This window comes from Actinobacillus succinogenes 130Z (assembly GCF_000017245.1).
GTDB lineage: Bacteria > Pseudomonadota > Gammaproteobacteria > Enterobacterales > Pasteurellaceae > Exercitatus > Exercitatus succinogenes.
On the sequence record NC_009655.1, the window covers coordinates 268,868 to 294,282 of the forward strand.

Annotated in this window: 28 protein-coding genes; 11 read left to right on the forward strand and 17 right to left on the reverse strand. The window is 46.5% G+C overall.

Going from position 1 to position 25,415, the window contains the following annotated elements:
- Positions 1–58 precede the first annotated feature (58 nt).
- A complete protein-coding gene (locus tag ASUC_RS01225; RefSeq protein ID WP_011978889.1) occupies positions 59–382 on the forward strand; it encodes a hypothetical protein in 324 nt (107 codons plus the stop codon).
- Between the two features lie 180 nt (positions 383–562).
- Here ASUC_RS01225 and araD read toward each other — a convergent pair whose 3' ends face one another.
- The 4 genes from araD to ulaG form a co-directional block, all read right to left on the reverse strand.
- Entirely contained in the window at positions 563–1,255 is a 693-nt protein-coding gene (gene araD, locus ASUC_RS01230) for an L-ribulose-5-phosphate 4-epimerase (protein ID WP_011978890.1), read from the reverse strand.
- Positions 1,249–2,109: an L-ribulose-5-phosphate 3-epimerase gene (locus ASUC_RS01235; protein WP_011978891.1), complete on the reverse strand. Its 861-nt coding sequence runs from the start codon at positions 2,107–2,109 to the stop codon at positions 1,249–1,251. The genes araD and ASUC_RS01235 overlap by 7 nt, the downstream gene beginning before the upstream one ends.
- A gap of 33 nt (positions 2,110–2,142) precedes the next feature.
- A complete protein-coding gene (gene ulaR / locus ASUC_RS01240) occupies positions 2,143–2,889 on the reverse strand; it encodes an HTH-type transcriptional regulator UlaR (RefSeq protein WP_011978892.1) in 747 nt (248 codons plus the stop codon).
- 102 nt (positions 2,890–2,991) lie between these two features.
- Positions 2,992–4,083 carry an L-ascorbate 6-phosphate lactonase gene (gene ulaG / locus ASUC_RS01245; RefSeq protein ID WP_011978893.1) on the reverse strand — a complete coding sequence of 364 codons (1,092 nt, stop codon included), beginning with the start codon at positions 4,081–4,083 and terminating at the stop codon, positions 2,992–2,994.
- A 372-nt stretch (positions 4,084–4,455) separates the two neighbouring features.
- Between ulaG and ASUC_RS01250 the strand changes: the two genes are divergently transcribed.
- The 3 genes from ASUC_RS01250 to ASUC_RS01260 all read left to right on the forward strand — a co-directional run bounded on the left by ASUC_RS01250 (position 4,456) and on the right by ASUC_RS01260 (position 7,506).
- Positions 4,456–6,228: a PTS ascorbate-specific subunit IIBC gene (locus tag ASUC_RS01250; RefSeq protein ID WP_011978894.1), complete on the forward strand. Its 1,773-nt coding sequence runs from the start codon at positions 4,456–4,458 to the stop codon at positions 6,226–6,228.
- A 70-nt stretch (positions 6,229–6,298) separates the two neighbouring features.
- Positions 6,299–6,766: a PTS sugar transporter subunit IIA gene (locus ASUC_RS01255; protein WP_011978895.1), complete on the forward strand. Its 468-nt coding sequence runs from the start codon at positions 6,299–6,301 to the stop codon at positions 6,764–6,766.
- A gap of 62 nt (positions 6,767–6,828) precedes the next feature.
- Positions 6,829–7,506 carry a 3-keto-L-gulonate-6-phosphate decarboxylase UlaD gene (locus ASUC_RS01260; RefSeq protein WP_011978896.1) on the forward strand — a complete coding sequence of 226 codons (678 nt, stop codon included), beginning with the start codon at positions 6,829–6,831 and terminating at the stop codon, positions 7,504–7,506.
- A 205-nt stretch (positions 7,507–7,711) separates the two neighbouring features.
- Here the strand turns inward: ASUC_RS01260 and ASUC_RS11215 are convergent, their stop codons facing one another.
- The 6 genes from ASUC_RS11215 to trkA form a co-directional block, all read right to left on the reverse strand.
- Positions 7,712–7,867, reverse strand: a complete 156-nt coding sequence (locus ASUC_RS11215; protein ID WP_156770512.1) for a hypothetical protein — start codon at positions 7,865–7,867, stop codon at positions 7,712–7,714.
- A 292-nt stretch (positions 7,868–8,159) separates the two neighbouring features.
- Positions 8,160–8,861, reverse strand: coding sequence for a peptidylprolyl isomerase (gene slyD / locus ASUC_RS01265; RefSeq protein ID WP_011978897.1), 702 nt, complete (start codon positions 8,859–8,861; stop codon positions 8,160–8,162).
- An 87-nt stretch (positions 8,862–8,948) separates the two neighbouring features.
- Positions 8,949–9,647, reverse strand: coding sequence for an SIMPL domain-containing protein (locus tag ASUC_RS01270; RefSeq protein ID WP_011978898.1), 699 nt, complete (start codon positions 9,645–9,647; stop codon positions 8,949–8,951).
- Between the two features lie 205 nt (positions 9,648–9,852).
- Complete coding sequence (gene rraB / locus ASUC_RS01275) at positions 9,853–10,281, reverse strand: ribonuclease E inhibitor RraB (protein WP_011978899.1); 429 nt, start codon at positions 10,279–10,281, stop codon at positions 9,853–9,855.
- Positions 10,282–10,337: 56 nt separating this feature from the next.
- The gene (gene mscL, locus ASUC_RS01280) at positions 10,338–10,724 is read right to left on the reverse strand and encodes a large-conductance mechanosensitive channel protein MscL (RefSeq protein ID WP_011978900.1); all 387 of its coding nucleotides are present in this window, start codon (positions 10,722–10,724) and stop codon (positions 10,338–10,340) included.
- A gap of 80 nt (positions 10,725–10,804) precedes the next feature.
- Positions 10,805–12,181, reverse strand: coding sequence for a Trk system potassium transporter TrkA (gene trkA, locus ASUC_RS01285; protein WP_011978901.1), 1,377 nt, complete (start codon positions 12,179–12,181; stop codon positions 10,805–10,807).
- Between the two features lie 176 nt (positions 12,182–12,357).
- Here trkA and pdxH point away from each other — a divergent pair, with 176 nt between their 5' ends.
- The 6 genes from pdxH to ASUC_RS01315 all read left to right on the forward strand — a co-directional run bounded on the left by pdxH (position 12,358) and on the right by ASUC_RS01315 (position 16,011).
- Entirely contained in the window at positions 12,358–12,990 is a 633-nt protein-coding gene (gene pdxH / locus ASUC_RS01290; protein ID WP_011978902.1) for a pyridoxamine 5'-phosphate oxidase, read from the forward strand.
- Between the two features lie 8 nt (positions 12,991–12,998).
- Entirely contained in the window at positions 12,999–13,250 is a 252-nt protein-coding gene (locus ASUC_RS01295; protein ID WP_011978903.1) for an FAD assembly factor SdhE, read from the forward strand.
- A 110-nt stretch (positions 13,251–13,360) separates the two neighbouring features.
- The gene (gene rpoE / locus ASUC_RS01300) at positions 13,361–13,936 is read left to right on the forward strand and encodes an RNA polymerase sigma factor RpoE (RefSeq protein ID WP_011978904.1); all 576 of its coding nucleotides are present in this window, start codon (positions 13,361–13,363) and stop codon (positions 13,934–13,936) included.
- Positions 13,937–13,958: 22 nt separating this feature from the next.
- Positions 13,959–14,522, forward strand: coding sequence for a sigma-E factor negative regulatory protein (locus tag ASUC_RS01305; RefSeq protein ID WP_011978905.1), 564 nt, complete (start codon positions 13,959–13,961; stop codon positions 14,520–14,522).
- A gap of 82 nt (positions 14,523–14,604) precedes the next feature.
- Positions 14,605–15,561 (forward strand): sigma-E factor regulatory protein RseB, encoded by a 957-nt coding sequence (gene rseB / locus ASUC_RS01310; RefSeq protein ID WP_011978906.1) that lies wholly within the window; start codon positions 14,605–14,607, stop codon positions 15,559–15,561.
- 15 nt (positions 15,562–15,576) lie between these two features.
- Complete coding sequence (locus tag ASUC_RS01315; protein ID WP_011978907.1) at positions 15,577–16,011, forward strand: SoxR reducing system RseC family protein; 435 nt, start codon at positions 15,577–15,579, stop codon at positions 16,009–16,011.
- Between the two features lie 70 nt (positions 16,012–16,081).
- On the opposite strand, the gene argH is transcribed toward ASUC_RS01315, so the two are convergent.
- The 3 genes from argH to argC all read right to left on the reverse strand — a co-directional run bounded on the left by argH (position 16,082) and on the right by argC (position 19,410).
- Positions 16,082–17,464 (reverse strand): argininosuccinate lyase, encoded by a 1,383-nt coding sequence (argH, locus tag ASUC_RS01320; RefSeq protein WP_011978908.1) that lies wholly within the window; start codon positions 17,462–17,464, stop codon positions 16,082–16,084.
- Between the two features lie 82 nt (positions 17,465–17,546).
- Positions 17,547–18,320: an acetylglutamate kinase gene (gene argB, locus ASUC_RS01325; protein WP_011978909.1), complete on the reverse strand. Its 774-nt coding sequence runs from the start codon at positions 18,318–18,320 to the stop codon at positions 17,547–17,549.
- A gap of 79 nt (positions 18,321–18,399) precedes the next feature.
- Complete coding sequence (gene argC, locus ASUC_RS01330; protein WP_011978910.1) at positions 18,400–19,410, reverse strand: N-acetyl-gamma-glutamyl-phosphate reductase; 1,011 nt, start codon at positions 19,408–19,410, stop codon at positions 18,400–18,402.
- 102 nt (positions 19,411–19,512) lie between these two features.
- Between argC and argE the strand changes: the two genes are divergently transcribed.
- Entirely contained in the window at positions 19,513–20,655 is a 1,143-nt protein-coding gene (gene argE, locus ASUC_RS01335; RefSeq protein ID WP_011978911.1) for an acetylornithine deacetylase, read from the forward strand.
- A gap of 144 nt (positions 20,656–20,799) precedes the next feature.
- On the opposite strand, the gene murQ is transcribed toward argE, so the two are convergent.
- The 4 genes from murQ to recX all read right to left on the reverse strand — a co-directional run bounded on the left by murQ (position 20,800) and on the right by recX (position 25,333).
- The gene (gene murQ, locus ASUC_RS01340; RefSeq protein WP_011978912.1) at positions 20,800–21,714 is read right to left on the reverse strand and encodes an N-acetylmuramic acid 6-phosphate etherase; all 915 of its coding nucleotides are present in this window, start codon (positions 21,712–21,714) and stop codon (positions 20,800–20,802) included.
- A gap of 1 nt (position 21,715) precedes the next feature.
- Positions 21,716–22,825, reverse strand: a complete 1,110-nt coding sequence (locus ASUC_RS01345) for an anhydro-N-acetylmuramic acid kinase (RefSeq protein WP_011978913.1) — start codon at positions 22,823–22,825, stop codon at positions 21,716–21,718.
- A gap of 55 nt (positions 22,826–22,880) precedes the next feature.
- On the reverse strand, positions 22,881–24,725 hold the full coding sequence (locus ASUC_RS01350; protein ID WP_011978914.1) for an ABC transporter ATP-binding protein: 1,845 nt from the start codon (positions 24,723–24,725) through the stop codon (positions 22,881–22,883).
- Between the two features lie 128 nt (positions 24,726–24,853).
- Positions 24,854–25,333: a recombination regulator RecX gene (gene recX / locus ASUC_RS01355; protein WP_011978915.1), complete on the reverse strand. Its 480-nt coding sequence runs from the start codon at positions 25,331–25,333 to the stop codon at positions 24,854–24,856.
- Between the last annotated feature and the right edge of the window lie 82 nt (positions 25,334–25,415).

Genomic DNA, 25,415 nt, shown 5'->3' on the forward strand with positions numbered 1-25,415 from the left:
GAAGCGGATAGGTACTATTTCCTATCCGCTTTTTTTATTTTTAAATAAGGGGTTTATTATGAAAAAACTACTCGGCATTGCACTGACAGCACTGACTTTAGCGGCATGTTCACACCACGATCGTCCGGAACCTATGCAGGGTCCGATGGAACAAGACGCGATGGTTCAAGGTGACATGAATCAAACGGCGATGCCTCAGCAAGGTCAACAAATGCCACCGAGACAGGGCGCTAATCCGCAAGTGGAAGAAGCCTTAAAATCCTGTCAGCAATCCGTGGGGAGTAAGCCGGATCAGGCAAAATTAGATGCTTGCATGAAAGAAAAAGGATTCGTCAGACCGACACAACAACCTGCTCCGCAAACGGCTCCCGTTCAAAAATAATCTCAAACAAACTGCATGAGCGGTTCGAAAACCAAGTCGGTTAAAAGTAAAACTTAAGAAAAAATGACCGCACTTTAAAAAAGTACAGTCATTTTTGAAAGCATTTTTAATGCTGCTCCTCAAAAAGCGTTGATTTAATATCAACGCTTTTTTATGTTTAGCTGTAGCTGAATCGATATATTACTGACCGTAATAAGCATTTTTACCGTGTTTGCGCAGGTAATGTTTATCGAGCAATTCCTGTTGCATCGGCTGAACGTTCGGACGGATTAATTTGCTGAATGCGTTCATGTACGCAATCTCTTCCAGCACTACCGAATTATGTACCGCGTTGAAACCGTCTTTACCCCATACGAACGGACCGTGGGAATTTACCAATACCGCCGGAATATCCTGCGGATTAATGTTGCGAGTGCGGAAAGTTTCCACAATCACTTTGCCGGTTTCCAGTTCGTATTCGCCGGCAATTTCTTCCGGCGTCATTTTACGGGTACAGGGAATGGCACCGTAGAAATAGTCGCCGTGAGTCGTGCCTAATGCGATCAAATCTTCGCCCGCCTGCGCCCAAGCGGTAGCATGACGGGAATGAGTATGCACGATACCGCCGATTTCAGGAAATTGGCGATAAAGTTCCAGATGTGTCGCCGTATCCGACGAAGGTTTCTTATCACCCCACACGTGATTGCCCTCTAAATCCACAATCACGATGTCGTCCACCGTCATCACATCATAATCTACACCGGAAGGTTTAATAGCGACCAAGCCTTTTTCGCGATCGATTTCACTGACGTTACCCCAGGTAAAGGTAATTAATTTGTGTTTCGGCAACTCAAGATTAGCCTGTAGCACTCGTTCTCTTAACTCTTTTAACATTGCAAACCACCTTCTTTCATTTTCTGTTCAATCCAGCGACGAGCGTTGATGATTTCGGCAATCGGCTCGTCTGATTTTTCCGTCCACATTTCAATTAAAAATGCACCGCGATAATTTAATTTATCCAAAATACGAAATACATTGACAAAATCCACACAACCTTCGCCGAAAGGTACGTCGCGGAATTGCCCTTTGCAGGTTTCCGTGACTTTATAGGTGTCTTTTAAGTGAATTTTGGAAATTTTGTCGATGCCGAGGGTTAATTCTTCTTCCACGTTATCGTTCCAAGCGGACAAATTACCCACGTCGGGATAAACGGTAAACCACGGCGATTTAATGATCTCGTCCCATTTTTTCCAGCGGGTGATAGAGCTCATAAATTCGGTATCCATGATTTCCACCGCCAAAGTCACTTCATTGCCGGCGGCTAATGCCGTCGCCCATTCCATACCTTCTTGAAAACGCTGTAATGTGCTCTCGTCCCGCTCTTCGTAATATACGTCGTAACCCGCCAGTTGGATTGTCCGAATGCCTAAATCCACCGCTAATTTAATGGCTTTTTCCATAATTTCATAAGCTTTTCGGCGAATTGTTTCGTCATGGCTGCCAAACGGAAAACGGCGGTGGCCGGATAAACACATGGAAGGAATCGTTACACCGGTTTTAATTATCGCAGACACTAATTCGATACGTTCTTCCTGCGTCCAGTCCAAACGGGCTAATCGCTCATCGGTTTCATCAATTGAAATTTCCACAAAATCAAAACCGCAGGCTTTGGCGATAGACAAGCGATCCTGCCAGCTAATTCCTTTCGGTAACGCTTTTTCATAAATACCTAATTTATGTTTTCTCATCGGCATCTCCTATTCTTCCGATTTGTTTAAATATTAAGCCAGAATCACTTCCAAACCCTTGTCTCTTAATGCCTTTATGATAGCTGAATCCGCTTCTTTTCCCGTAATCAGAATGTCGATATTCTTCAATTCGTTAAACAACATTCCCACTTGTTTGCCTAATTTCGAACTATCTAATAAGACAACATATTTATTGGCTTTAGACGACATTTGTTGTTCGGAATTGGCGATAATCATGTCCGTTTTGTACAGACCTTCCGTCGTAAAACCCTTTCCGCTGGTAAACATAATATTGGCGGCATAAATTGCTTCGTTTTGATTATTTAACGACAACATAATCTGTTTATTTTTATCGTATTGTCCGCCGATAATCACAACGTCGTCATGATCATGCTGAATCAGATAATTCGCCAACGGAAGGTAATTGGTAATAATCTGCAATTTCCGACCGCACAAATAATCGCCTAACACTTGCATAGTGGAACCGCAGGTCAGTAAAACGCTTTCGCCGTCCCGACACAGCCGGCTGGCCGCCTGAGCAATCCGGCGTTTTTCCTCCAGATTACGAATGTTTCGGGCTTGTTCGAGTTCAATTCCCTTACTAATCTTTTCCGCCCCGTTCCGGACTTTCACTAATTTACCGAGTGAATTCAATTTATTGATGTCACGGCGGGCGGTAGCGGGGGAAACACCTAAGAGCCGGATAATTTCCGTTGTCGAAAGGACCGTTTTTTCATCCAATAGACTAAGCAGCTGCTTGTGACGATAATTTTCGTTCATTATTATATTCCCTAATTTTTTAATCATTTTAAATCATAATGAACAAGAAAAGCCACCTTTAGCACGTAAAAGAAGCGTGTAAAAGCGGCTTTATTATCAATCTTACAGAATGGATTTAAACGGCACGTTCGGTTCTTGCTCGAAACAGTCGTCAAAACCGCGCGGATGATGATATTCCACTAAATCTTTATCCCGCGGGTACACGTATTTTCCGCCCACTTCCCAGATAAACGGATGAAATTGATATTGCAGACGATCTTTACGCATGCGATAAAGCGCCAGAATTTCATCGGTACTGGCGGTAAAGTTCGTCCAAATATCATGGTGAACCGGAATCACCACTTTAGCCCGCAAACATTCCGCCATACGCAGAATATCGATAGACGTCATTTTATCCTGAATACCCAGCGGGTTTTCGCCGTAACTGCCCAACGCCACGTCAATATCGTAATCTTTACCGTGTTTCGCATAATAAATGGAATAATGAGAATCGCCGGAATGATACACGTTGCCGCCCGGTGTTTTAATCAGGTAGTTAACGGCTTTAAGTCCCATTTCTTCATCGCTCGGGCAAATGCCGTTCAATTCGCCGCCGTTATCTTCCGCGCCGCGCGCCGGTAATGTCACCAGACAAGTACGGTCGAAAGAATCCAATGCGACCAGTTCGAGATCTTTGATTTTCACGCTGTCGCCGGGTTTAACCACCACGCAACGTTCTTCCGGTACCCCCCATTTTTTCCACATATCTACGCAATATTGCGGACCGATAAATTTCACATGGTTTAATGCCGGATTCTGAATCACCGCAGCCGCGACGTTTACATCAATATGGTCATTGTGATAATGCGTCGCCACAATAGCGTCCACATTATTAATGGCGAAAGGGTCCAACACACTGACGGAATTACGCAGATTCGGTTGTAATTTCCGCACCCCCGCCATATTCGCCATTTGGTGACCGCGAACCATATCTTTCACTTTTTTCGTCGCTTTGCCGCGGCCGCACCACAAGTCAATACACAAATTGGCATCGCCCGGCGTTTTCACCCATAAACCGACGCAGCCCAACCACCACATCGCCACATTGTTTGCCGGTACTTCTTCCTGCTCAATTTCTTCATTAAGCCAGGTTCCCCATTCCGGAAAGGTAGAAAGAATCCAGCTTTCCCGAGTAATTTCGTTCACTTTACTCATATTAAACTCCTCTATATAGACGGGATGATAAAAAATTAATCACGTACAATCATAAACAATCATAAAATTTTGTAAAACACTTTTTTAGTGTTTTGTGATGAAGATCTCATTTTTCACATAAAATATCATGAATTCAGCTATTTATTCCGATAATCCATTTGAATTTTAATGTATGAAAATAAAAATAAGAAAAGCGCGGTCATTTTTTCTTTGATTTTTTATGAGAAAATAAATTGTGATCTCGCTCACAAATTATCAAAAATAATCTTTCATAATTAAATTCTAACCGCTATCATGCATGCCGATAGGTAATGTTCGGCCGTAAAACCGTGCATGAACTATACCTTTTCTCATCATCATAGGAGAATCGCTATGGAAATCTTTATGTGGATCAACGAACAGATCCTTTCAAAAGCCCCTTTATTACTGGGTATCGTTGCCTGTATAGGTTACATTCTGCTAAAAAAAGATACCGCTACCGTAATCAAAGGAACAATTAAAACCATCGTCGGCTTTATGCTGGTACAGGTAGGTGCCGCCACCTTGGTGCAAGGCTTCAAACCCATCATTGATAATCTGGCTAAATTTCACGGTTTAACCGGCGCGGTGATCGACCCGTACACCAGTATGCAGGCGACCATCCAAACTATGGGTGAAAATTACGCCTGGGTCGGTTATGCCGTATTACTGGCATTGGCTATCAATATTTTGTTTGTGATATTCAGACGCTTCACCGGCATCCGCACCATCATGCTGACCGGACATATCATGTTTCAGCAGGCGGGTTTGGTTGCCGTGTTCTATATGATTATCGGCGCCTCCATGTGGGAAACCGTGATTTATACCGCCGTAATTATGGCGTTATATTGGGGTATTTCCTCTAATATCATGTATAAAGCCACGCAGTCCGTCACCGGCGGCGCAGGTTTTTCCATCGGCCACCAACAGCAGGTGGCGTCCTGGATTGCTACTAAAATCGCGCCGAAATTGGGTGATAAAAACGATAACGTTGATCATATGGACTTACCGAAATGGCTGCATATTTTCCACGACAGTATCTCCGCAACCGCCATTGTCATGTCCGTATTCTTCGGCATCATTTTGCTTTCTTTCGGTCTGGAAAATCTGCAATCCATGGCGGGAAAAACCCATTGGACCATCTATATTCTTGAAACAGGTTTAAAATTCGCCGTTGCCATTCAGGTTATCGTTATGGGCGTACGAATGTTCGTAGCGGAATTATCCGAAGCCTTTAAAGGGATTTCCGAGCGCGTAATTCCGAATGCCGTGCTGGCAATCGACTGTGCGGCGATTTACGCTTTCTCGCCGAATGCCATGGTATTCGGTTTCATGTGGGGGGCTATCGGTCAGTTCGTCGCAGTGGGCATTCTGCTGGCTGTGGGCGCACCGATTCTGATCATCCCGGGATTTATCCCGATGTTCTTCTCGAACGCCACCATCGGCGTATTCTCCAACCATTTCGGCGGCTGGAAAGCCGTGATGAAAATCTGTTTTGTCATGGGGATCATCGAAGTCTTAGGCTCCGCTTGGGTTATTCAACTGTTAGCCGGTCAAGGTACTACCTTTAACGGCTGGATGGGTATGGCGGACTGGGCGTTATTATTCCCGCCAATCTTACAAGGTATTGTCAGCATTCCATTCTTTTTCTTCATTTTAGTTGCGCTGTCTTTAATTTATATGTACTTTGCCTCTAGCAAATTACGCGCAGACGAAGCCGCCGCAGCCGCAGCCGGTAAAACACTGGAACAAATGGACGGTTACGGTTTAGAGGAAGAAGCCGAAACGGAAACCATGCAGGCAGAATCCGTCGCCGAACAAGACGGTGTGCGTCCGATTCGCATTTTAGCCGTGTGCGGTTCCGGTCAGGGTTCGTCCATGATGATGAAAATGAAAATTAAAGGTTATTTGGATAAACGCGGCATTCCGAATATCATGGATTCCTGCGCCGTCACCGATTACAAAGGCAAACTCAGTGAAATCGACATCATCGTCGCCTCACAGCATTTAGCCGATGAAATTGACGTCGGCGAAGGCAAATCCGTGCTCGGCGTGAAAAATATGCTGAATCCGAATTCATTCGGCGATGAATTAGTAGAACTCATCAAAAAACATACGGAACAATAATCGCGTACCGTTCTTTTCGATTTAATCGCGGAAAGAACGGATACTATCCGCAAACAGGAGGAAGATTAGCATGCTAAAAGAATCACTCATTGAAAATAATTCCATCAAACTCAACCAAACCGCCGCCGATTGGAAAGAAGCCATTAAAATCGGCACGGATTTATTGGTGGCGGCAGGCACCATCGAACCGCGTTATTACGATCATATTATCGATAATATCGAAAAAATGGGTCCTTACATCATTCTGGCACCGGGATTGGCAATGCCGCACGCCCGACCGGAAGAAGGCGTCATCAAAACCTCATTCGCCCTAGTGACACTGAAAGAACCCGTCGCTTTCCAGGGTGAAGACGAACCGGTTTCCGTATTTATCACACTGGCAGGCAGCGATTCCGACAAACACATGGAAGGCTTAATGGAAATCACCCAAACGCTGGATGATCCGGACAGCGAAAGCGGCGTCGATCTCGGCAAAATCCTGCGTTGCCAAACCAATGAAGAAGTGCTGGCGGTCATTGACGCCGCATTAAGCGAATAAAAACATCGTTATTTTCGACCGCACTTTTACCATAATTTCAAATCTGACAGAGGAAAAATCAAATGAGCAAACCATTACTTCAAATCGCATTAGATTCACTCACCCTGGAAAAAGCCGTCGCCGACGCCAAACAAGCCGAAAATTCGGTAGAAATTATCGAAATAGGTACTATTCTCGCATGTGCCGAAGGCATGAAAGCCGTTTCTGTCTTACGTGCATTACACCCGAATCACATCATTGTATGCGACTTAAAAACCACTGACGGCGGCGCTATTTTAGCTAAAATGGCATTTGAAGCCGGTGCCGACTGGTTAACGGTTTCCGCCGCCGCCCACCCGGCCACCAAAGCCGCCTGCAAAAAAGTCGCGGACGAATTTAACGCCGCCCACCCGGATCTGAAAGTGAAAAAAGAAATCCAAATCGAAATTTACGGCAACTGGACATTAGACGACGCCAAAGACTGGGTGGCATTAGGCGTACAACAAGCCATTTACCACCGTTCCCGCGACGCGGAATTAGCCGGCAAAGGCTGGACGCCGGAAGATGTGGAATTAATGAAAAAACTCTCGGATTTAGGCCTTCAGCTTTCTATCACCGGCGGCATTGTTCCGCAGGATATTCATTTATTCAAAGAAATCGCAAATGCCAAAGCCTTCATTGCCGGCCGCGCATTAGTGGGAGAAAAAGGTCAGCAAACCGCCGCAGCCATTCGCGAACAGATCAATCAATATTGGGCGTAACCGCACAACCATAACATTCATCGCCCCAAAGTGCGGTTGATTTTCACGGTGTTTTTCATGTAAAAACGCTTGGAATTTTGACCGCGCTTTCACACACATAAATCAATATTGAAAAGTCTCAATCTAACATCATTTCTTTTTAAACCGATCTTTTGGTGATGAGGTTGGTGACCGCTTCACCTGTCACATTTGCTCGGACTGCGCTTTAATTTGCCGTGCTTCGGCTTTTTCCGTTGCCGTGGCGTTTCGGTCGTTTAGCACCGCTTCTGCTTGTTGACGGTTGGTTTTCGCCTTTCTCACTTTCGTGAGTCCACTGAATGTCGATTTGGTTTTGGCTGATGTCGCCGATAACTTGCGCCATTTCCAATCGTTCTTCGTAGTCCGCTTTATCATACTGCTGCGAAGCATCAATCTGATTTAAATAGCAGATAGATTCATATAGTGCAGCACAAATGATTAATTAACGGCGAACATAACGATTCGATTTATCCCTCAAATACGCAAAATAATGAGAAATACTGTGGTCTGAGCAAACAATGGCACTATTAAAAATAAAAAGGTGATTACACAAGCAATCACCTTTGAGAATATCGAAACAGACGTCCCTAACAACATAATGAGATTTGAAAGGGTGTAATATAAATTTTTTACGACTAATGTCCGTGACCGCCGCAGCCGCAGCCACCGTGTCCGTGACCTTCTTTTTTGCCGTGTCCTCCGCAGCAACCCTCGCCGTGCGCATGTTCATGGTCGTGATGATGCCCGTGGCCGCCGCAACCGACGTGACCATGTTCATGATCGTGTCCGTGGCCACCGCAACAACCGTGACCGTGCTCATGGTCGTGACCATGACCGCCACAACCGCAACCGCCGTGTCCGTGATCATGATCGCCGGAATGAATATGACCGTGCGCGATTTCCTCAGGCGTCGCTTCGCGGGTCGCCACCACTTCAACCGTGAAATGTAATTCCTGACCCGCCAGCATGTGGTTACCGTCAACCGTCACTTCCGTTTCCGCCACATCGGTAATCACCACCGGCAACGGCCCCATGTCCGTATCCGCAATAAAACGCATCCCCACTTCTAATTCGTCCACGCCTACGAACACGTCTTTCGGTACGCGTTGCACCATATTTTCGTTGTATTCGCCGTAACCTTCTTCCGGTTTGACACGAACTTCAAATTTATCGCCGACTTCTTTACCTTCCAAGGCTTTTTCCAAACCGATGACCAAATTGTTATGACCCTGTAAATATTCAAGCGGTTGGTTCGCCGGTGCTTCGTCCACTAATACGCCGTCTTCGGTACGGACTTGGTAAGCAATACTCACCACTACATTTTTTGCTGCTTTCATTTATGATCCTTAATTACAAGTTAAATTGCGCGCTATTGTATCGGATTAATCTTCCTCTGTCATTATTACGCATATATACAATGCGGGTTACTGCAAATCGATAGTAGCATTCGCTACCGCTTTAATTTGCGTCGTACCGCTTTCCAGCTGAACCGGTACGCTTGCCGTTTCCATTTTGGCCATACGCAACGATGTCGCCGTCATATTATCGTATTCGAATCGTTCCGTATTTATTTTCGGCAGATTCAGCTGCACCAGCGAATAACCTTTCGCCTGCAGAGCGGTTCGAATTACTTCGGCTTTACTGCGGAATCTTACCAGTACCGCCTGTGTCATTTCATCTTCCAGTTGCGCTTTAGCTTCCGCTGACAGCAATGCCTGAATAGATTCAATGGAAAGCTGGTCGGAAACTTCGTCCGCCAGTCGCGATAAAGCGTAAAAATCTTTGCTTTCCAGTACAAAATCCGCGCGTTCAATCCAACCGTTTTTTTGTCCTTTCCCGTCATAGCGCGCAGCGGTATTGCGCTGATTGCTTTGTATTGTCACCGTCTGTTGCGCTTTAATTTTACTTAATGCGGACTGGATTTTTTCATTGACGGTCTTGTGTAAAGTTTTGAGGTCTTTGCCTTCTTCCTGTACGAACAGTCGCACTTGCAGCACATCCATCGGCACTTCTTTTTGAACTTCTACGGAAAAGTCGATGCGGTTGTTTACCGCAACTCGCTCCGATGGTTGAGCCGCCAGCGCGAAAGGCACCGCCAATAGGATTAACGCTAATTTTTTCATAAAAAACTCCTTAAAATCTGACCGCACTTTAACATGAGGATTAATCGTTATTAGATGAAGTTTTCGGTTAACAGTACGGTCGATTTTATCTCTTAGCACGGTTAATTAAACCGCGCTTTCGGCGCGCTATTGTGAGTTGCAATGCAGCCCGGAGAAAGAACCCTATACGGCGCATAGTTTTTTTAGCTGAAATAACAGCGAAGAACTAACGTTTTTCGTCGTCATCGGCGAATTCGTCATCAAAGAATTCGCCGTCTTCACCGTATTCGTCTTCGTCGGCATTCGGATCTTCAAAATATGTGCCCCAGCCGTCATAAATACCGCCGTGTTTGGCCACCAATGGGACGAGTTGCTGCTGTTGCGCGTCGATAATTTCCGCTTTCAGTTCCACTTCCGCCACTATGTCGAAACAGTACAGCGGTTTACCGTTATCGTCTTCCAGTTCTTCGGCATCCGATACTTCATAACCGGCTTTGAACGCATCTACTGCGATTTTTTCCAACTTATCGAAATCATAATGGGCAATATGGTGTTCGATAATATACAGGGCATTCGGATCACTGCCGTCGTTTAACAGGTTTTCGATAATTTCCCGGGTTTCGGCCTGTAATTCCTGCGGGGTTGCATGCGTCATCTTTTTTCCTTTTACAAAAGAAAAAATCTCCTCCCTGCGGAGAAGATTTTTACTGATTATTTTTTTAACAAATCGCGAATTTCCGCTAATAATTCTTCCTGACTCGGACCTTTCGGCGCTTCTTCCGCCGGTTTTTTCAGCTTGTTGATAGCTTTAATCATCAGGAAAATAGCGAAAGCAATAATGATGAAATCAAAAACGTTCTGAATGAACATGCCGTAATTCAACGTAACCGCCGGCGTTTCCCCTACCGCTTCAGCAAGTACCATTTTCATATCTTTGAAATCGACCCCGCCGGTTAGAATACCCAATACCGGCATGACAACATCACCGACCAACGAGCTGACGATTTTACCGAATGCACCGCCGATGATCACACCGACCGCCATGTCCACCACGTTGCCACGCATGGCAAATTCGCGAAACTCTTTGATAAAACTCATAAATTTGTCCTTAATAGTAATGAGAAGAAATTGTATTATACTGGAATGATGTTCATTGTATAGCGGTATTTGTTCGTTTTTTAGATAAAAAAGGCACTCGGTTGGAATAGTTTTTCAATGTCCGGCACCATTTTTTTATCGCTTACGTAGACCACTACGTGATCTTCATCCTGCAACACGACGTCTTTCTTGGCAATAATCACGTCATTCTGACGTAAAATCGCTCCCAGAATCGCACCGTTCGGTAATTTCAGTTCGGATACTTTACGTCCTACCACCGATGATGTGGCTTCATCACCGTGAACGACCACTTCCAAAGCTTCCGCCACACCGTGGCGCAAAGTAGCGACATTTGGCGTATCGCCTTTCCGCACGTGGGCCAACAAAGCGGAAATAGTGGCTTGTTGCGGTGAAATGGCGATATCTATCGCTCCGCCCTGAATCAGGTTGATGTACGCCATGCGTTGAATCAATACCAGTGCTTTTTTCGCGCCGAGCCGTTTTGCTAGCAACGAAGCCATAATATTGGCTTCATCATCGCTGGTAAGCGAAATAAACGCATCGATATTTTCAATATGTTCTTCAAACAATAAAGACTGATCCGACGCGTCGCCGTGAAAGACTAAAGTGTCTGACAATTTCTCGGATAATACCATCGCTTTGGCGGCATCACGTTCAATCAGTTTCACGATGCAACTGTGTTCCAACCTTTTCGCCACGCTGGCACCGATATTACCGCCGCCCACAATCATGACCCGTTTATAAGGTTTTTCCAGACGCTGCAATTCGGACATCACGGCTTTAATATAGGCGGTTTCACAAATGAACGTCACTTCGTCGCCAGCTTCGATAATGGTGGAGCCCTGCGGACGAATGGTAATATCCTGGCGTAAAATCGACACAATCCGGCAATTGATGTGCGGCATATGTTCGCGCAGCGCGGAAATGGCATACCCCACCAACGGACCGCCGTAATAAGCTTTACACACTACCAAGCTGATGCGCTGATCGGCGAAATGAGCCACTTGCAGCGCACCGGGGTAATCAATCAGACGCACCACCTCATCACTTACCAGTTTTTCCGGTGAAATAATGTGATCGATCGGTAACACTTCCGGCAAAAACAATTTATCCTTTTCGCGTAAATAATCATTCTGACGAATCCGCGCGATTTTGGTCGGCGTATTGAACAGCGTGTAACTCACTTGGCAAGCGACCATATTGACTTCATCGGAACTGGTGACCGCCACCAGCAAATCCGCATCGGGGGCACCCGCTTCGCGCAATACCGCAGGAGACGACGCCACACCGCGCACTACGCGCAAATCGTGCTTATCCTGCAAATGTTCCAATCGCGCTTCCGCATTGTCTACCAGCGTAATATCGTTATCTTCACCTACTAAATTTTCAGCCAGCGTCGTTCCCACTTGTCCGGCGCCCAGAATAATTATTTTCATGACGGTAGTTCCCATCCCATTGGCTTCATGTGCGACACGAGGGCAGCCAATTTGTTTTTAAACTTAATTTCGCCCGAATTATAACGGAAATTCCAAAAATTAGCGAAAAAACGACCGCACTTTGCGATTTTACCGAAACCGCTTTATACTGCAGAAAAAGTACAACGGAGCATAACATGGAATTACACGACATTCGCGAAGACTACACCAAACGTGAATTATCGGAAAAGCATTGTGCCGCCGATCCGATTAAACAGTTTGAAAAGTGGCTTAAAGAAGCGATTTGGGCAAAAGTGAACGAACCGACGGCGATGAACATCGCGACCGTCGGGGAAAATGGCAAACCGACCAGTCGTGTGGTATTATTAAAAGAAGTAAATGCGCAAGGCTTTGTTTTCTTTACTAATTATTTAAGCCGGAAAGGGAAATCCCTGGCGGCGAATCCGTTTGCCGCCCTGAATTTCTTCTGGCCGGAATTGGAGCGTCAGGTTCGGGTGGAAGGTCATGTGGTGAAGTTGGATGAAATCAAATCCGACGAATATTTTGCCAGCCGCCCCTATACCAGTCGCGTCGGAGCCTGGGCCAGTGAGCAAAGTGCGGTTATTTCCGGTAAAAATGTGTTGTTGGCGAAAGCGGCGTTAGTTGCAGCGCAACATCCGTTAAACGTACCGCGTCCGCCGCATTGGGGCGGTTATATCGTAGAGCCGGATACTATCGAATTCTGGCAAGGTCGTCCGAGCCGATTGCACGATCGCATTCGTTATCGTTTGGAAAATCAGATTTGGGTGAAAGAACGCCTTTCCCCGTAGGAAAAAATATGGAATACAATAAATTACGTCTTGAATGGGACTGCCGTCGCGGCATGTTGGAACTGGATAAAGTGATAATGCCATTTTATCAACAGCATTTCGAGGCCTTGCCCGACGAGAAAAAAGCCGTATTTGTACGGCTTTTAGCTTGTTCGGATTTGCAACTTTTCTCATGGTTTTTTAACCGCACTTCCGCACCAGATGCCGAGTTACAGGCAATGGTAGACGAAATTCATCAGAAATTAAATATCACCTCTTAAGATTTTCTTAAGAATTTTATTGATGCTAAAGGAACTTTTTAGAATCATTTTGCTCTAAGAAAGCAAATAAGCTTTTCTCTGAAATCTTAGGGCTGACAAAGTGGAGTATTATGGCTGAACAGCTAACAGATCAGGCCTTGGTAGAAAGAGTACAGCAAGGCGATAAAAAAGCCTTTAACCTATTGGTTTCCCGTTACCAGAATAAGGTGGCGGGTTTATTGACGCGCTATATTTCGCGTAACGATATTCCGGATGTGGTTCAGGAATCCTTTATTAAAGCGTATCGCTCAATAGAATCTTTCCGTGGTGAAAGTGCTTTTTATACATGGCTTTACCGCATTGCGGTAAACACGGCAAAAAACTATTTAACGGCACAAGGACGTCGTCCTCCGAATGAAGATATTTTGGCGGAAGATGCCGAAAGTTATGATGTAGGCGGGAATTTGCGCGGTGTGGATACGCCGGAAAACGAATTACTGTCTAACGAGTTGCGTAAAGTGGTATTCGATACCATTGAAGGCATGCAAGAAGAACTCAAAACCGCAATTACCCTGCGTGAACTGGAAGGTTTAAGTTACGAGGAAATTGCCGAAATTATGGATTGTCCGGTAGGAACGGTACGTTCGCGTATTTTTCGTGCGCGGGAAATCCTGGAAAACAAAATTAATCCGCTGCTTCAGCGTTAAATGAATAAACTGGGGAAAAATTATGCAAAAAGAGTTACTTTCAGCCTATATGGACGGTGAAAACGTAAGTAACGCACTTACTGCGGAATTATGTCGTGATGCGGAGCTGCAAAAAAGCTGGGGCAATTTCCATACTATCCGTTCCGTCATGCGTGATGAAACCGCCGTGTTTTTAGGGGCGGATTTCACGGCGAAAATGGAAGCCTTGATTGATGCCGAGCCGGCAATGATTTCCCAACCTACGCCTGAAGAGGCGAAAACCTTACCGTTTATGCAAAAAATCAAAGCGACGTTCGCTCCGATGATGCAAGTTGCCGTAGCGGCAGGGGTGTGTTTGGTTGCGGTGTTAGGCGTACAGTCTTTCAATGCATCTCAGGCGGATAAAACCGAAGATACGCCGGTGTTGCAGACTTTACCTTTTAACAACAGCGTGCGTGCGGTAAGCTATAATGCACCGGAAAAAGATATTGTCACATCGCAACAGCTCGAACAAAAAAACAAGCGTATCGGTGCGCTGTTACAAAACTATGAATTGCAACGTCGTGTCAATGCCGAAGGCGTGGACATCAGCCAGCAGCAAAAATAATTTTCCCATTTAACAGCGTCACCACCTTTCGGGGTGGTGATTTTTTATTTGTCAGATAACGCCCATATTGGAATCCCTGCAAATGTTAAAAATCCTGCAAAAACCGACCGCACTTTTCGCCTGTTTACTCAGTTTTTTGCTCGCCGCCCCTGTTTGGGCGGGTGAGGAACTTTCTCCGCAACAGTTACTGAACTCCATGACACAGGCAGAACAGCAATTAAATTATCAGTTCATTTTTGTGCAGAACGACAACGGCAACAATCACGCGTTGCAATATCGTTACAGCCTTAAAGAAAACAAAAAATACGCACAAATGACAACAATGGACGGCGTAAAACGGGATATTATCCAACGGGACGATATGGTGAGTTATTTTCGTCCTCAGATGGCACCTTTTACGCTGAAATCGAAATATATCGTGGATAACCTGCCGCCGTTAATGCAAGCGAATTTCAACAAACTGGCGAAATATTATGATTTTACCGCACTGGGGCGCAACCGCATCGCTGATCGCATGGTGCAAATGGTACGGATTACTCCGAAAGATAATTTTCGCTACCGTTATGTCGCTTTTATTGACGAAGAAACGCATTTATTGTTACGCAGCGATTTGCTGGATCAAGACGGCGTACTGCTCGATCAGTTCCGTATAATTCAACTGGCCGTCAGCGAGACGCCGCTGCCTTTTGTTGAAAGCGTTGAACAATTACCGTTTCCGCCGTTAATTAGCGCCCAAAGCAGACCGGGTAAAAGCTCAAACTGGAAATTAAACTGGTTGCCGCAAGGTTTTCGACAAATCCGTAAAACGGAAACGACGGATGACGAAGGCAATAACACGGAAAGCCGGTTTTACAGCGACGGTTTGTTTACTTTTGAGATTTTCGTCTCCGACGGACAAAAAGACGAAGCACAAAACAGCTCGTTACGGCATGGCGCCGTTACCATTTACAGCGAAACGGTGAACGATAAAGAGATTACTTTAATCGGACAATTACCTATCGGTACGGCAAAACGTATTGTTCAAGATTTAAAATTTTAAGGGAATATAGCATTTATGATGACGGAAACAGCCGTAGTCGTGTATTACGACGACGGCAAGGCGACGGTAAAATGTCAAACCAAAAGCGCCTGCGGTAACTGTACGGCTCGCAACGCCTGCGGTACGGCGGCCCTTGCCGGGTTAACCGGTGAACAGGGGGAACATTTATTTGCGGTGGAAACGCTGACACCTGTTAAGCGGGGGCAGTTGGTGGAAATCGGTTTGCCGGAACGCTCGCTGATGGCGTCTGCATTCTGGCTTTATGCGGTACCGTTAGTGACGCTGCTTATCGCCACATTCGTCGGTGAGGCCTGGCTGCCGAACGAATTGATACGCACGATATTTATTTTCTTTTTGACCGCACTGTCTTTTATCATTGTAAAAATTTTTACTCGCAAAGCAGCCCGAAAATCCGCTTTTCAGCCGGTTTTATTGCGGATTATCGGTTAACATCCGACATTAAAAATCAGCTAAAAAACGACCGCACTTTCACTGTTTTTCCGAAAGTGCGGTCTGATTTTCAAGCGTTTAATCCGATACGCTGTTTGGCGTCGGCAATGGCTTCCGCCACTCTCAGCGGCGACACGCCGCCCTTGGCACAACGTTTATCCAGACAGGATTGTAACGACAGAATATCGTACACATCGTCAGACACCACATCGCTGAACTGACGGAATTCATCCACCGTTAAATCCTCTAAGCCTTTATGTACTTTGATGGCATACACTACCGTTTCGCCCACGATATGGTGGGAATCACGGAACGGTACGCCTTTCGCCACCAGATAATCCGCTAATTCCGTCGCGTTGGAATAGCCTTTCAGCGCCGCTTCGCGCGTACGTTCTACGTTCACTTTAATATCTTCCAGCACGAACGCCGCCATGGTTAAGCAGTCGTGCCAAGTATCCAATGCGTCGAAAATACCTTCTTTATCTTCCTGCATATCTTTATTGTACGCCAGCGGCAACCCTTTCACCGTGGTGAGCATACCCATCAGCGAGCCGATGACCCGTCCGGTTTTGCCGCGGATTAATTCGCAGGCATCGGGATTTTTCTTCTGCGGCATTAATGAAGAACCGGAGGTTACGCGATCGGATAATTCCACAAAATCCGCTTCACCGCTGTTAAAAATAATCATATCTTCGGCAAAACGCGACAAATGCGCCATACTCAAAGAAGCGGTAGACAACAATTCGATGATGTGATCGCGATCGGATACGCTGTCCAGACTGTTTCGGGTGGCGGAGGCGAAATCCAAATCCTGCGCCAACTGTTCGCGATCAATCGGATACGCCGTGCCGGCCAGCGCACCGCTGCCCAACGGACAAGCGTTCATACGTTGGTAAGCGTCGCCCAGTCGGGTGTAATCGCGTTCCAGCATTTCCACATACGCCATACACCAATGGGCAAAACTAATGGGCTGTGCACGTTGCAAATGGGTGTAACCCGGCATCACGGCATGCTGTGTATTTTCCGCAGTCAACACCAATTTTGCCTGCAATTCGCGTACGGTTTTTTGTAATTCCAGCACCTGCGCTTTACACCACATTTTGATGTCGAGCGCCACTTGGTCGTTACGGCTACGGCCGGTGTGCAGTTTTTTGCCCAGATTGCCGACTTTATCGATCAGCTTACTTTCTACCCAACTGTGAATGTCTTCCGCGTCATCCTGTAAAATCGCCTGCGGATTCGACCGCACTTCGATTAGTAACTCGTTCAGTGCTTTTTCCAGCTGTCGCTGTTCGTCCTGCGTTAAAATATTTACGCTGACCAGTGCTTTTGACCAGCCGATAGAACCTTCGATATCCTGCTCCGCCAGACGATAGTCAAAACGCAGTGAATCGTTAAAATCTTTGAACCGCTTATCGGCTGCCTGTGTAAAGCGACCGCCCCATAGAGCCATAATTTTTTCCTTTATTTAATACTTATCATATGTTGTTTGGGAATGATTGCCCGGGTGCAATGCCTGTGTCCCGTTATTTTAGTTACGGCGCAATACGCGTTCCGATAATCTCACCGGCAAAAAGTGCGGTCAGTTTTTCGGGATATTTCCAATTGGCGATATCTACTCCGCGATTGAGAATTTTAGCCGCATCCAACGCCGCATTCACTTTGACAATCATACCATCGGTGATGACTTTATTTTCAATTAATCGTGCAATTTGCGCAGAGTTTAATTCGGACAGCAAGGTTTTGTCCGCATCCAGCACGCCGTCCACATCGGACAGCATTACTAAATCCGCATCAATTAACGATGCAATCGCTGTCGCCGCCTGATCCGCATTGACATTCATCAGTAAACCGTTTTCATCCACTGCAATGGAACTGATAATCGGTAAAAAACCGCCGGACAGCAAATTATCCAGCAAAGCGGGATTGCGGGCGATTACGCCGGCTACATGGCCTAATTCTGGATCGAATTGTTTGGCCGCGGTTAATTCGCCGTCCCCCAAGCATAACCCCACGGGATTCAGTTTGAATTTCGCCGCCTGCGCCACCAGCGTTTTGTTCGCGATTCCCGCCAGGGCACCGACAATGATATCGATTTGATCGCTCGGCGTCACACGCAAGCCGTTTTTCTTTCGAACCGGCAGATTCAACCGTTTCATCAGATCATCTACGACACAGCCGCCGCCGTGCACAATCAGCAAAGAGCGGTCGGAATTTTGCAAATATTTTGCCAGTGCGTTGAACAGATTTTCCATCGCCGCCGGCGTATCCAGTAAGATGCCGCCCAATTTAATCACTAATGGTCTCATATTTTTCTTCTTTTCTATAACGGCACGTATTGCCGCGCCGGGGTTGATATTGTTATGAAGCGCATAAACCGCATATCGTCTAAATTAGACCCGATACTTCGTCGAAGCCGTAACGGATATTGGCGCATTGCACCGCTTGTGCCGCTGCGCCTTTCAACAGATTGTCTTCTGCGCCGACAATAATGATATGTCCGTTTTTGGTAGCAAAACCGATGTCGCAATAAGAGGTAAATTCCACCGCTTTAATGCTCGGCAAGCCCTGTTCGTACACTCGAACCAGCGGACAACCGTTATAATATTGCCGATAAGCGGCGCGAATTTGTTGCTCCGTTACGCCAGCTTTCAGTTTCGCCGTAATAGTTGCCAGAATACCGCGTTTGAAGTTGCCCAAATGTGGCGTAAAAATCACTTCCGTCGCTAAATGCGTGGCGATTTCAGGTTGATGGCGGTGGTTGAACACGCCATAAGCGTTCAGACTGACTTCGCAGAAACTGGATGTCAGACTGGCTTTACGTCCTGCGCCGCTCACACCGCTCACCGCGTTAATCACCGGCAACTGGTCGGGATCCAGCAATTCGTTTTCAATCAACGGCTTGAGACTTAACTGAGAAACTGTCGGATAACAACCGGCTACCGCGACCAAATTCGTTTGCGCGATTTTCTCGCGATTCCATTCCGCCAAACCGTACACCGCCTGTTTTAACAGTTCCGGATATTGATGTTCAAAACCGTAATATTGGCGATAAAATTCACCGTTATCGACACGAAACGCGCCGGACAGATCGAACACTTTACAACCGTTTTTCAGGAAAACCGGCACCAAATTATGACTGACTTCATGCGCCGTACCGAAAAATGCCAAATCCGCGTTTTGCGCAATATCGGTTAAATCTTCCGGCAGCGGTTGCAGCGGCAAATCGCAAATCGTACGAAGTTGAGGATAAAGTGCCGAAATCGGTTTATTTGCGTCCGCACTATGAGTGGAAACATAAAGTCCCGCCAGTTCGAATTCAGGGTGGCGGGTTAAGATTTTCGCTAATTCCGCGCCGGTATAACCGCTTGCCCCGACAACGATTGCTTTTTGTGCCATAATCAATCCTGTATAATGTATAGAAAACCTTTTTAGTGATTAATTATGCTATTATTCTGCATAAATATTTAAAAATCAACCTTTAATTTACAGGCAAACGCAATGAAATCGCATCCTCAATTTCTCGATATGTACTCGCAGTTGATCGCCATTCCGACCGTCAGCGACATCGACAAAAATAACGATATTTCCAACCGCACTTTAATTGAATTGCTGGCGAACTGGCTGGCGGACTTAGGCTTTAAAACCGATATTTTGCCGGTTGAAGGCAGCAATGATAAATACAACCTGCTTGCCACTTACGGCCAGGGCGAAGGCGGGTTGTTGCTGGCAGGGCATACGGATACCGTACCTTTCGACCAAGGCCGCTGGACATTCGATCCCTTTAAACTCACCGAACAAAACGGTAAGTTTTACGGTTTGGGTAGCGCGGATATGAAAGGTTTCTTCGCCTTTGTGCTGGACGCCGTTCAGCAAATCGATTTAACCAAGCTGACCAAACCGTTGCGCATTTTGGCTACCGCCGATGAAGAAACCACCATGTTAGGCACCCGTACGTTCGTGAAACACACCCATATTCGTCCGGATTGCGCCATCATCGGCGAACCGACTTCACTTCGTCCCGTTCGCGCCCACAAAGGACATATCGGCAAAGGATTGCGTATTGTAGGAAAATCCGGCCATTCCAGCGATCCGTCCAAAGGTATTAACGCCATTGAACTCATGCATGAAGCCACCGGTTATTTGCTGCAAATGCGTAACGAGTTACGGGAAAAATACCATCACGCCGATTTTGAAATTCCTTATCCGACTATGAATCTCGGCGCTATTCACGGCGGCGATGCGGTGAACCGGATCTGCGCTTGCTGCGAATTGCATTTCGACATTCGTCCGTTACCGAAAATGCGGTTGGAGGATTTAGACGAAATGTTACGGCAAAAACTGGCGCCGATGTTCGCGCAATACGGCGACCGTATTTCCATTCGAAACCTGCATGAACCTACGCCCGGCTACGAATGTGAACATTCCGCTCAAGTGGTTCGGGTAGTGGAAAAATTGTTGGGTGAAAAATGTGAAGTAGTGAATTACTGTACCGAAGCCCCCTATATTCAGGAATTGTGTCCGACCTTAGTGCTCGGGCCCGGTTCTATCGAACAAGCGCACCAGCCCGATGAATTTCTGTCCGCCGAATTTATTCGACCGACCCGAGATTTGCTGACTAAGCTGATTCAACACTTTTGTTAAGCCGAGCGGTAAGCTGACAACGTACGGTAAAAGCATGAAAACCGGCCTTCTTACTTAGACTATCCATCAACAAGGACAGCAAAATAACCTTTGAGAAAACGTCGTATCCATGATGATATCAGTTTAGTTTACGGATGACTTTATTTATTGCGCCAATGCCTGACGTAATTTACCTTGATGGCGGTCTAATACTTGCGCAGCGTCTGTTTTTTCCAGCCCGCTGAGAACCATCATAATCGCCAATTTGGCGTTGTTATCCGCGCGTTGCAATGTTTCTTGCGCGACGTCTTTACTGCATTCCGTCGCCTGCATCACAATGCGAACGGCGCGAGCCCGCAGTTTTTCGTTGCTCGCCTGCACATCCACCATTAGATTTTGATAGCATTTTCCCATTAAAATCATGCTGGCGGTGGTCAGCATATTCAACACTAATTTTTGTGCTGTGCCGGATTTCATGCGACTCGAGCCGGTCAGTACTTCTTGTCCGACTACGGCTTCAATAGCGATGTCGGCGATTTGTGTCATGGCGGAGCCGGGATTACCGGTGATGGCGACGGTCACTGCGTCCAGAGATTTAGCATAGTTCAGCGCACCGATAACATAAGGCGTACGCCCGCTTGCCGCAATACCGACCAAGACATCTTTAGCGGTAAAGTGAATATTCTCCAAATCCGCTTGTCCTTGCTGCGGATTGTCTTCCGCGCCTTCAATGGGATGGCGTAATGCCCGCTCGCCGCCGGCGATAATGCCGACTACCATGTCGGACGGTACGCCGTAAGTCGGCGGGCATTCCGAAGCATCTAACACACCTAATCGTCCGCTGGTACCTGCGCCGATATAAACTAAACGTCCGCCTTGCCGGAAAGCGGTGACGATCTTTTCCACCGCCAACGCAATTTGCGGCAGGCATTGTTCTACGGCAAAGGGAACCGATTTATCTTCCTGATTGATGATCTTTACAATTTCAGCGGCATTCAGGCGGTCAATGTCTATAGAGTTGGCATTGCGTTGTTCCGTCACCATTTGCGCCAGCGATTGCAGTAAATTTTGTTCTGTCATGTTATTCCTTCGGATAAATTACGCCTAAACTGACCGCACTTGCGGCGCCCGTTACGGCGGGTAAATTGCTCGGCAGCCGGTTCATGCGGCAATAAGCCAGCCAGGCAAACGCTGCGGCTTCTACATAATCCGCATGCATACCGTATTCCGTAGTGATGGCGGTTTGCCAGTGCGGCAAGCCGGTTTTCAGTCCTTGTAGAATTAACGGATTGTGCGCACCGCCGCCACACACCAGTAATCGACAAGGTAAAACGGTGTGAATGCGGTTTAATTCCCGGGTAATGCTTTGCACCGTCAATTCCACCAAAGTGCGTTGCACGTCCTGCGCTGAAAGTGCGGTCAGATTTGGATATTTTTTTACCAGCCACGGCAGATTGAATAGTTCCCGCCCTGTACTTTTCGGTGCGGTTCGGCGGAAAAAAGGTTCATTCAACAGCGCGTTTAATAATGTCTGATTTATTGTCCCGGTTTTTGCCCATTCGCCGTTTTTATCGTAACGCCGTCCCAGATGTCGTTCAATCCAGGCATCCAGCAAAGTGTTGCCGGGCCCTATATCGTATCCGGTGGTGACGGCATGAGGATTCAGAATAGAAATATTGCTGATACCGCCGATATTGAGAACAACGGTTAAATACTGCGGCGAGGCAAAAACCGCTTGGTGAAATGCCGGTACTAAGGGCGCACCCTGTCCGCCGTATGCCATATCTTTGCGTCGGAAATCGGCTACTACCGCAATACCCGTTTGCGCGGCAACCAGATTCATATCGCCAATCTGCATGCTGAACGGAAAATCACCATGCGGCGAATGCCAAATCGTTTGTCCGTGACAGCCGATCGCTCGGACTTGTTCGGCGGAGACGGTATGTTCGGCAAGAAACTGATTGGCGCTTTGGGCGTAAAGCAGTCCGAGTTGATGATCAATCTCCCCTAAATTTTGTAGCGAGGAATGCCCTTCATGTAAAAGTGCGGTCAGTTTTTGCCGCAAATTTTCAGGCATCGGCATAAAGCCGACAGCAACAATGCGGGCTGTGTCGTGATTAAAATCCACTAACGCCAAATCTACGCCGTCTAGACTGGTACCTGACATCATACCGAGATAATAATTGTTCATCCTCTATTCCACATGCGTTAAAACAAAGCCCGAGCGATTGCCCAGGCTTCCTGTATCAGTCATCATGTTCGGTTAAAAAACCGCCGCTCTGATGTTGCCATAATTTGGCATATAAACCGTGTTGTGCCAGTAATTCCGCATGGCTACCCTGTTCTACGATTTTTCCCTGATCCAACACAATCAGCCGATCCATCGCCGCAATAGTAGATAGACGGTGAGCAATAGCAATAACGGTTTTGTTTTCCATCATTTTATCCAGACTTTCCTGAATTGCCGCTTCCACTTCACTGTCGAGGGCACTGGTTGCTTCGTCCAGTAACAAAATCGGTGCATCTTTCAGCATTACGCGGGCAATAGCTATCCGCTGCCGTTGTCCGCCGGATAATTTCACTCCGCGTTCGCCTACATGAGCATCGTAACCGCGACGGCCTTGCGCATCACTTAACAGCGGGATAAAATCGGCGGCCTCGGCACGTTCCGCGGCAGAAATCATATCCGCTTCCGTGGCATCCGGACGTCCGTAAATAATGTTATCCCGTACCGAACGGTGGAGCAGCGAAGTATCCTGCGTCACCAAACCGATTTGTGCGCGTAAGCTTTCCTGTTTCACGTCTAATACGTTTTGTCCGTCGATGGTAATAGTACCGTTTTGCGCTTCATAAAAACGTAAAAGTAAATTAACGATAGTGGATTTTCCGGCGCCAGAACGTCCGATTAAACCGACTTTTTCACCCGGTTTGATGGTTAAATTGAAATCCTGCAACAACGGTTTATCCGGTGAGTAAGCGAAATTAACGTGATCGAATTTAATCTCGCCTTGTTTCACCATTAACGGTGAGGCGTTCGGCTTGTCCACAATAGTATGCGGTTTCGACAGGGTTGTCATACCGTCGTTGACGGTACCGATGTTTTCGAATAAACGGGCGGATTCCCACATAATCCAGTGTGCCAGTCCGTTAACTCGTAATGCCATTGCCGTTGCGGTAGCAATAGCCCCCACACCGACGGCACCTTGATACCAAAGCATAATACCTAAAATTGCGGTGCTTAAGGTTAAGAAAATATTGCTTGCGTAAGTCAGAGTATCTAACACGGTCGCCAGACGCATTTGGGCATGCACGGTGACCATAAATTCTTCCATGGAACTTTTGGCATACGCCGCCTCCCGCGCACCGTGCGAAAATAATTTTACTGTAGTGATGTTGGAATAAGCATCGGTGACGCGTCCCGTCATCAGCGAGCGGGCATCCGCCTGACGTTCCGCCGTGCGGGCTAATTTAGGGATTAAAAAATACAGAATACAGGTAAAAATACCGATCCAGATAATAAACGGCACCAATAACCAGCCGTCGAAGGCGATCAGAATTGCACCCGATGTAATGAAATAGACACCGACATACACCACCATATTGGCGACCGTTAATACGGTATCCCGTACCGCAAGAGCGGTTTGCATAACTTTTGCCGAAACCCGTCCGGCGAATTCGTCCTGATAGAAACTTAAACTTTGTCCCAGCATTAAACGATGGAAATTCCACCGTAAACGCATAGGGAAAACCCCTTGCAGGGTTTGCAGACGTACGGCGGACGTCAAAAATGTCCAACCGATACTCAACACCAGAACGAGCATCATGCCGATGAGATAATGTCCTTTTTCCGACCATAAGGTTGCCGGTGTGTAGGTACCGAGCCAGTCGACAATTTTTCCCATAAATTGGAACAGCATGGCTTCAATAACACCGGTACCGATGGTCAGAAAAGCAAAAAAAGCGATCCAGCCTTTTAACCCGTCCAGACTTGACCAGATAAAGCCCCCGAGCCCTTCTCGCGGAGGATCGGGCTGTCCGTCCGGATATGCGTCAATACGACTTTCGAACCATGTAAAAATTTTATTAATCATCTTTTTGTTATTACCTTAACCGAAAAATAAAGGCAACATGAAAGTTCTGTTGCCTTGAAGTGCAGTCATTATACCGTTTATTTTTCAACCATCCAATGATTTTTCCATCGATCGCGAAATACGTAGTTTTAATCAAAACTATCACCGTTACCGATAAAATCGGCGAAATCATCGGAATGAAAACCGTGGGAAAGCATATAGCGCCAGATTTTTTGTTTGGCTTGCGGATTTTGCTTTTCCCTGAAAGCCGGAAACTTTTTATCAAGTACCAGACGTGCTATTTGACTCCAATCAATATCACTCTCTAATAATACCTCTTCAATAATATCCGAAGAAATCCCTTTCAGCTGGCGGAGTTCTTGTTTGATTCTTACCGGTCCGTAGCCGCGCTGCGCACGAAAATTCAAATAATTTTCAGTAAAACGGCGATCGCTTTGCCAATTTTTCTGCTGGCAATGAGCGATTACCGCTTCGATATCTTCTTCATCAAAGGCTTTTTCCTGCATTTTGCAACGAATTTCATATTCGCTGTATTCCCGACGGGCGAGCAGATTCACTACATAACCGAGAGCGAGTTGGAGATTGGATGGGCGACTTTCTGTATCCATAACATTTTTTGAATTTTATTCGTGTTTAATTCCTACCCTGTCAGCGTTTATCTGAAAATGGGATTTTAATGAAAAAAGTGCG

What these genes read in the sequence shown, in the direction of transcription:
- ASUC_RS01225 (WP_011978889.1), top strand. Translation starts at nt 59, where the DNA reads ATGAAAAAACTACTCGGCATTGCACTGACAGCACTGACTTTAGCGGCA.
- araD (WP_011978890.1), bottom strand. Translation starts at nt 1,255, where the DNA reads ATGTTAAAAGAGTTAAGAGAACGAGTGCTACAGGCTAATCTTGAGTTG.
- ASUC_RS01235 (WP_011978891.1), bottom strand. Translation starts at nt 2,109, where the DNA reads ATGAGAAAACATAAATTAGGTATTTATGAAAAAGCGTTACCGAAAGGA.
- ulaR (WP_011978892.1), bottom strand. Translation starts at nt 2,889, where the DNA reads ATGAACGAAAATTATCGTCACAAGCAGCTGCTTAGTCTATTGGATGAA.
- ulaG (WP_011978893.1), bottom strand. Translation starts at nt 4,083, where the DNA reads ATGAGTAAAGTGAACGAAATTACTCGGGAAAGCTGGATTCTTTCTACC.
- ASUC_RS01250 (WP_011978894.1), top strand. Translation starts at nt 4,456, where the DNA reads ATGGAAATCTTTATGTGGATCAACGAACAGATCCTTTCAAAAGCCCCT.
- ASUC_RS01255 (WP_011978895.1), top strand. Translation starts at nt 6,299, where the DNA reads ATGCTAAAAGAATCACTCATTGAAAATAATTCCATCAAACTCAACCAA.
- ASUC_RS01260 (WP_011978896.1), top strand. Translation starts at nt 6,829, where the DNA reads ATGAGCAAACCATTACTTCAAATCGCATTAGATTCACTCACCCTGGAA.
- ASUC_RS11215 (WP_156770512.1), bottom strand. Translation starts at nt 7,867, where the DNA reads ATGGCGCAAGTTATCGGCGACATCAGCCAAAACCAAATCGACATTCAG.
- slyD (WP_011978897.1), bottom strand. Translation starts at nt 8,861, where the DNA reads ATGAAAGCAGCAAAAAATGTAGTGGTGAGTATTGCTTACCAAGTCCGT.
- ASUC_RS01270 (WP_011978898.1), bottom strand. Translation starts at nt 9,647, where the DNA reads ATGAAAAAATTAGCGTTAATCCTATTGGCGGTGCCTTTCGCGCTGGCG.
- rraB (WP_011978899.1), bottom strand. Translation starts at nt 10,281, where the DNA reads ATGACGCATGCAACCCCGCAGGAATTACAGGCCGAAACCCGGGAAATT.
- mscL (WP_011978900.1), bottom strand. Translation starts at nt 10,724, where the DNA reads ATGAGTTTTATCAAAGAGTTTCGCGAATTTGCCATGCGTGGCAACGTG.
- trkA (WP_011978901.1), bottom strand. Translation starts at nt 12,181, where the DNA reads ATGAAAATAATTATTCTGGGCGCCGGACAAGTGGGAACGACGCTGGCT.
- pdxH (WP_011978902.1), top strand. Translation starts at nt 12,358, where the DNA reads ATGGAATTACACGACATTCGCGAAGACTACACCAAACGTGAATTATCG.
- ASUC_RS01295 (WP_011978903.1), top strand. Translation starts at nt 12,999, where the DNA reads ATGGAATACAATAAATTACGTCTTGAATGGGACTGCCGTCGCGGCATG.
- rpoE (WP_011978904.1), top strand. Translation starts at nt 13,361, where the DNA reads ATGGCTGAACAGCTAACAGATCAGGCCTTGGTAGAAAGAGTACAGCAA.
- ASUC_RS01305 (WP_011978905.1), top strand. Translation starts at nt 13,959, where the DNA reads ATGCAAAAAGAGTTACTTTCAGCCTATATGGACGGTGAAAACGTAAGT.
- rseB (WP_011978906.1), top strand. Translation starts at nt 14,605, where the DNA reads ATGTTAAAAATCCTGCAAAAACCGACCGCACTTTTCGCCTGTTTACTC.
- ASUC_RS01315 (WP_011978907.1), top strand. Translation starts at nt 15,577, where the DNA reads ATGATGACGGAAACAGCCGTAGTCGTGTATTACGACGACGGCAAGGCG.
- argH (WP_011978908.1), bottom strand. Translation starts at nt 17,464, where the DNA reads ATGGCTCTATGGGGCGGTCGCTTTACACAGGCAGCCGATAAGCGGTTC.
- argB (WP_011978909.1), bottom strand. Translation starts at nt 18,320, where the DNA reads ATGAGACCATTAGTGATTAAATTGGGCGGCATCTTACTGGATACGCCG.
- argC (WP_011978910.1), bottom strand. Translation starts at nt 19,410, where the DNA reads ATGGCACAAAAAGCAATCGTTGTCGGGGCAAGCGGTTATACCGGCGCG.
- argE (WP_011978911.1), top strand. Translation starts at nt 19,513, where the DNA reads ATGAAATCGCATCCTCAATTTCTCGATATGTACTCGCAGTTGATCGCC.
- murQ (WP_011978912.1), bottom strand. Translation starts at nt 21,714, where the DNA reads ATGACAGAACAAAATTTACTGCAATCGCTGGCGCAAATGGTGACGGAA.
- ASUC_RS01345 (WP_011978913.1), bottom strand. Translation starts at nt 22,825, where the DNA reads ATGAACAATTATTATCTCGGTATGATGTCAGGTACCAGTCTAGACGGC.
- ASUC_RS01350 (WP_011978914.1), bottom strand. Translation starts at nt 24,725, where the DNA reads ATGATTAATAAAATTTTTACATGGTTCGAAAGTCGTATTGACGCATAT.
- recX (WP_011978915.1), bottom strand. Translation starts at nt 25,333, where the DNA reads ATGGATACAGAAAGTCGCCCATCCAATCTCCAACTCGCTCTCGGTTAT.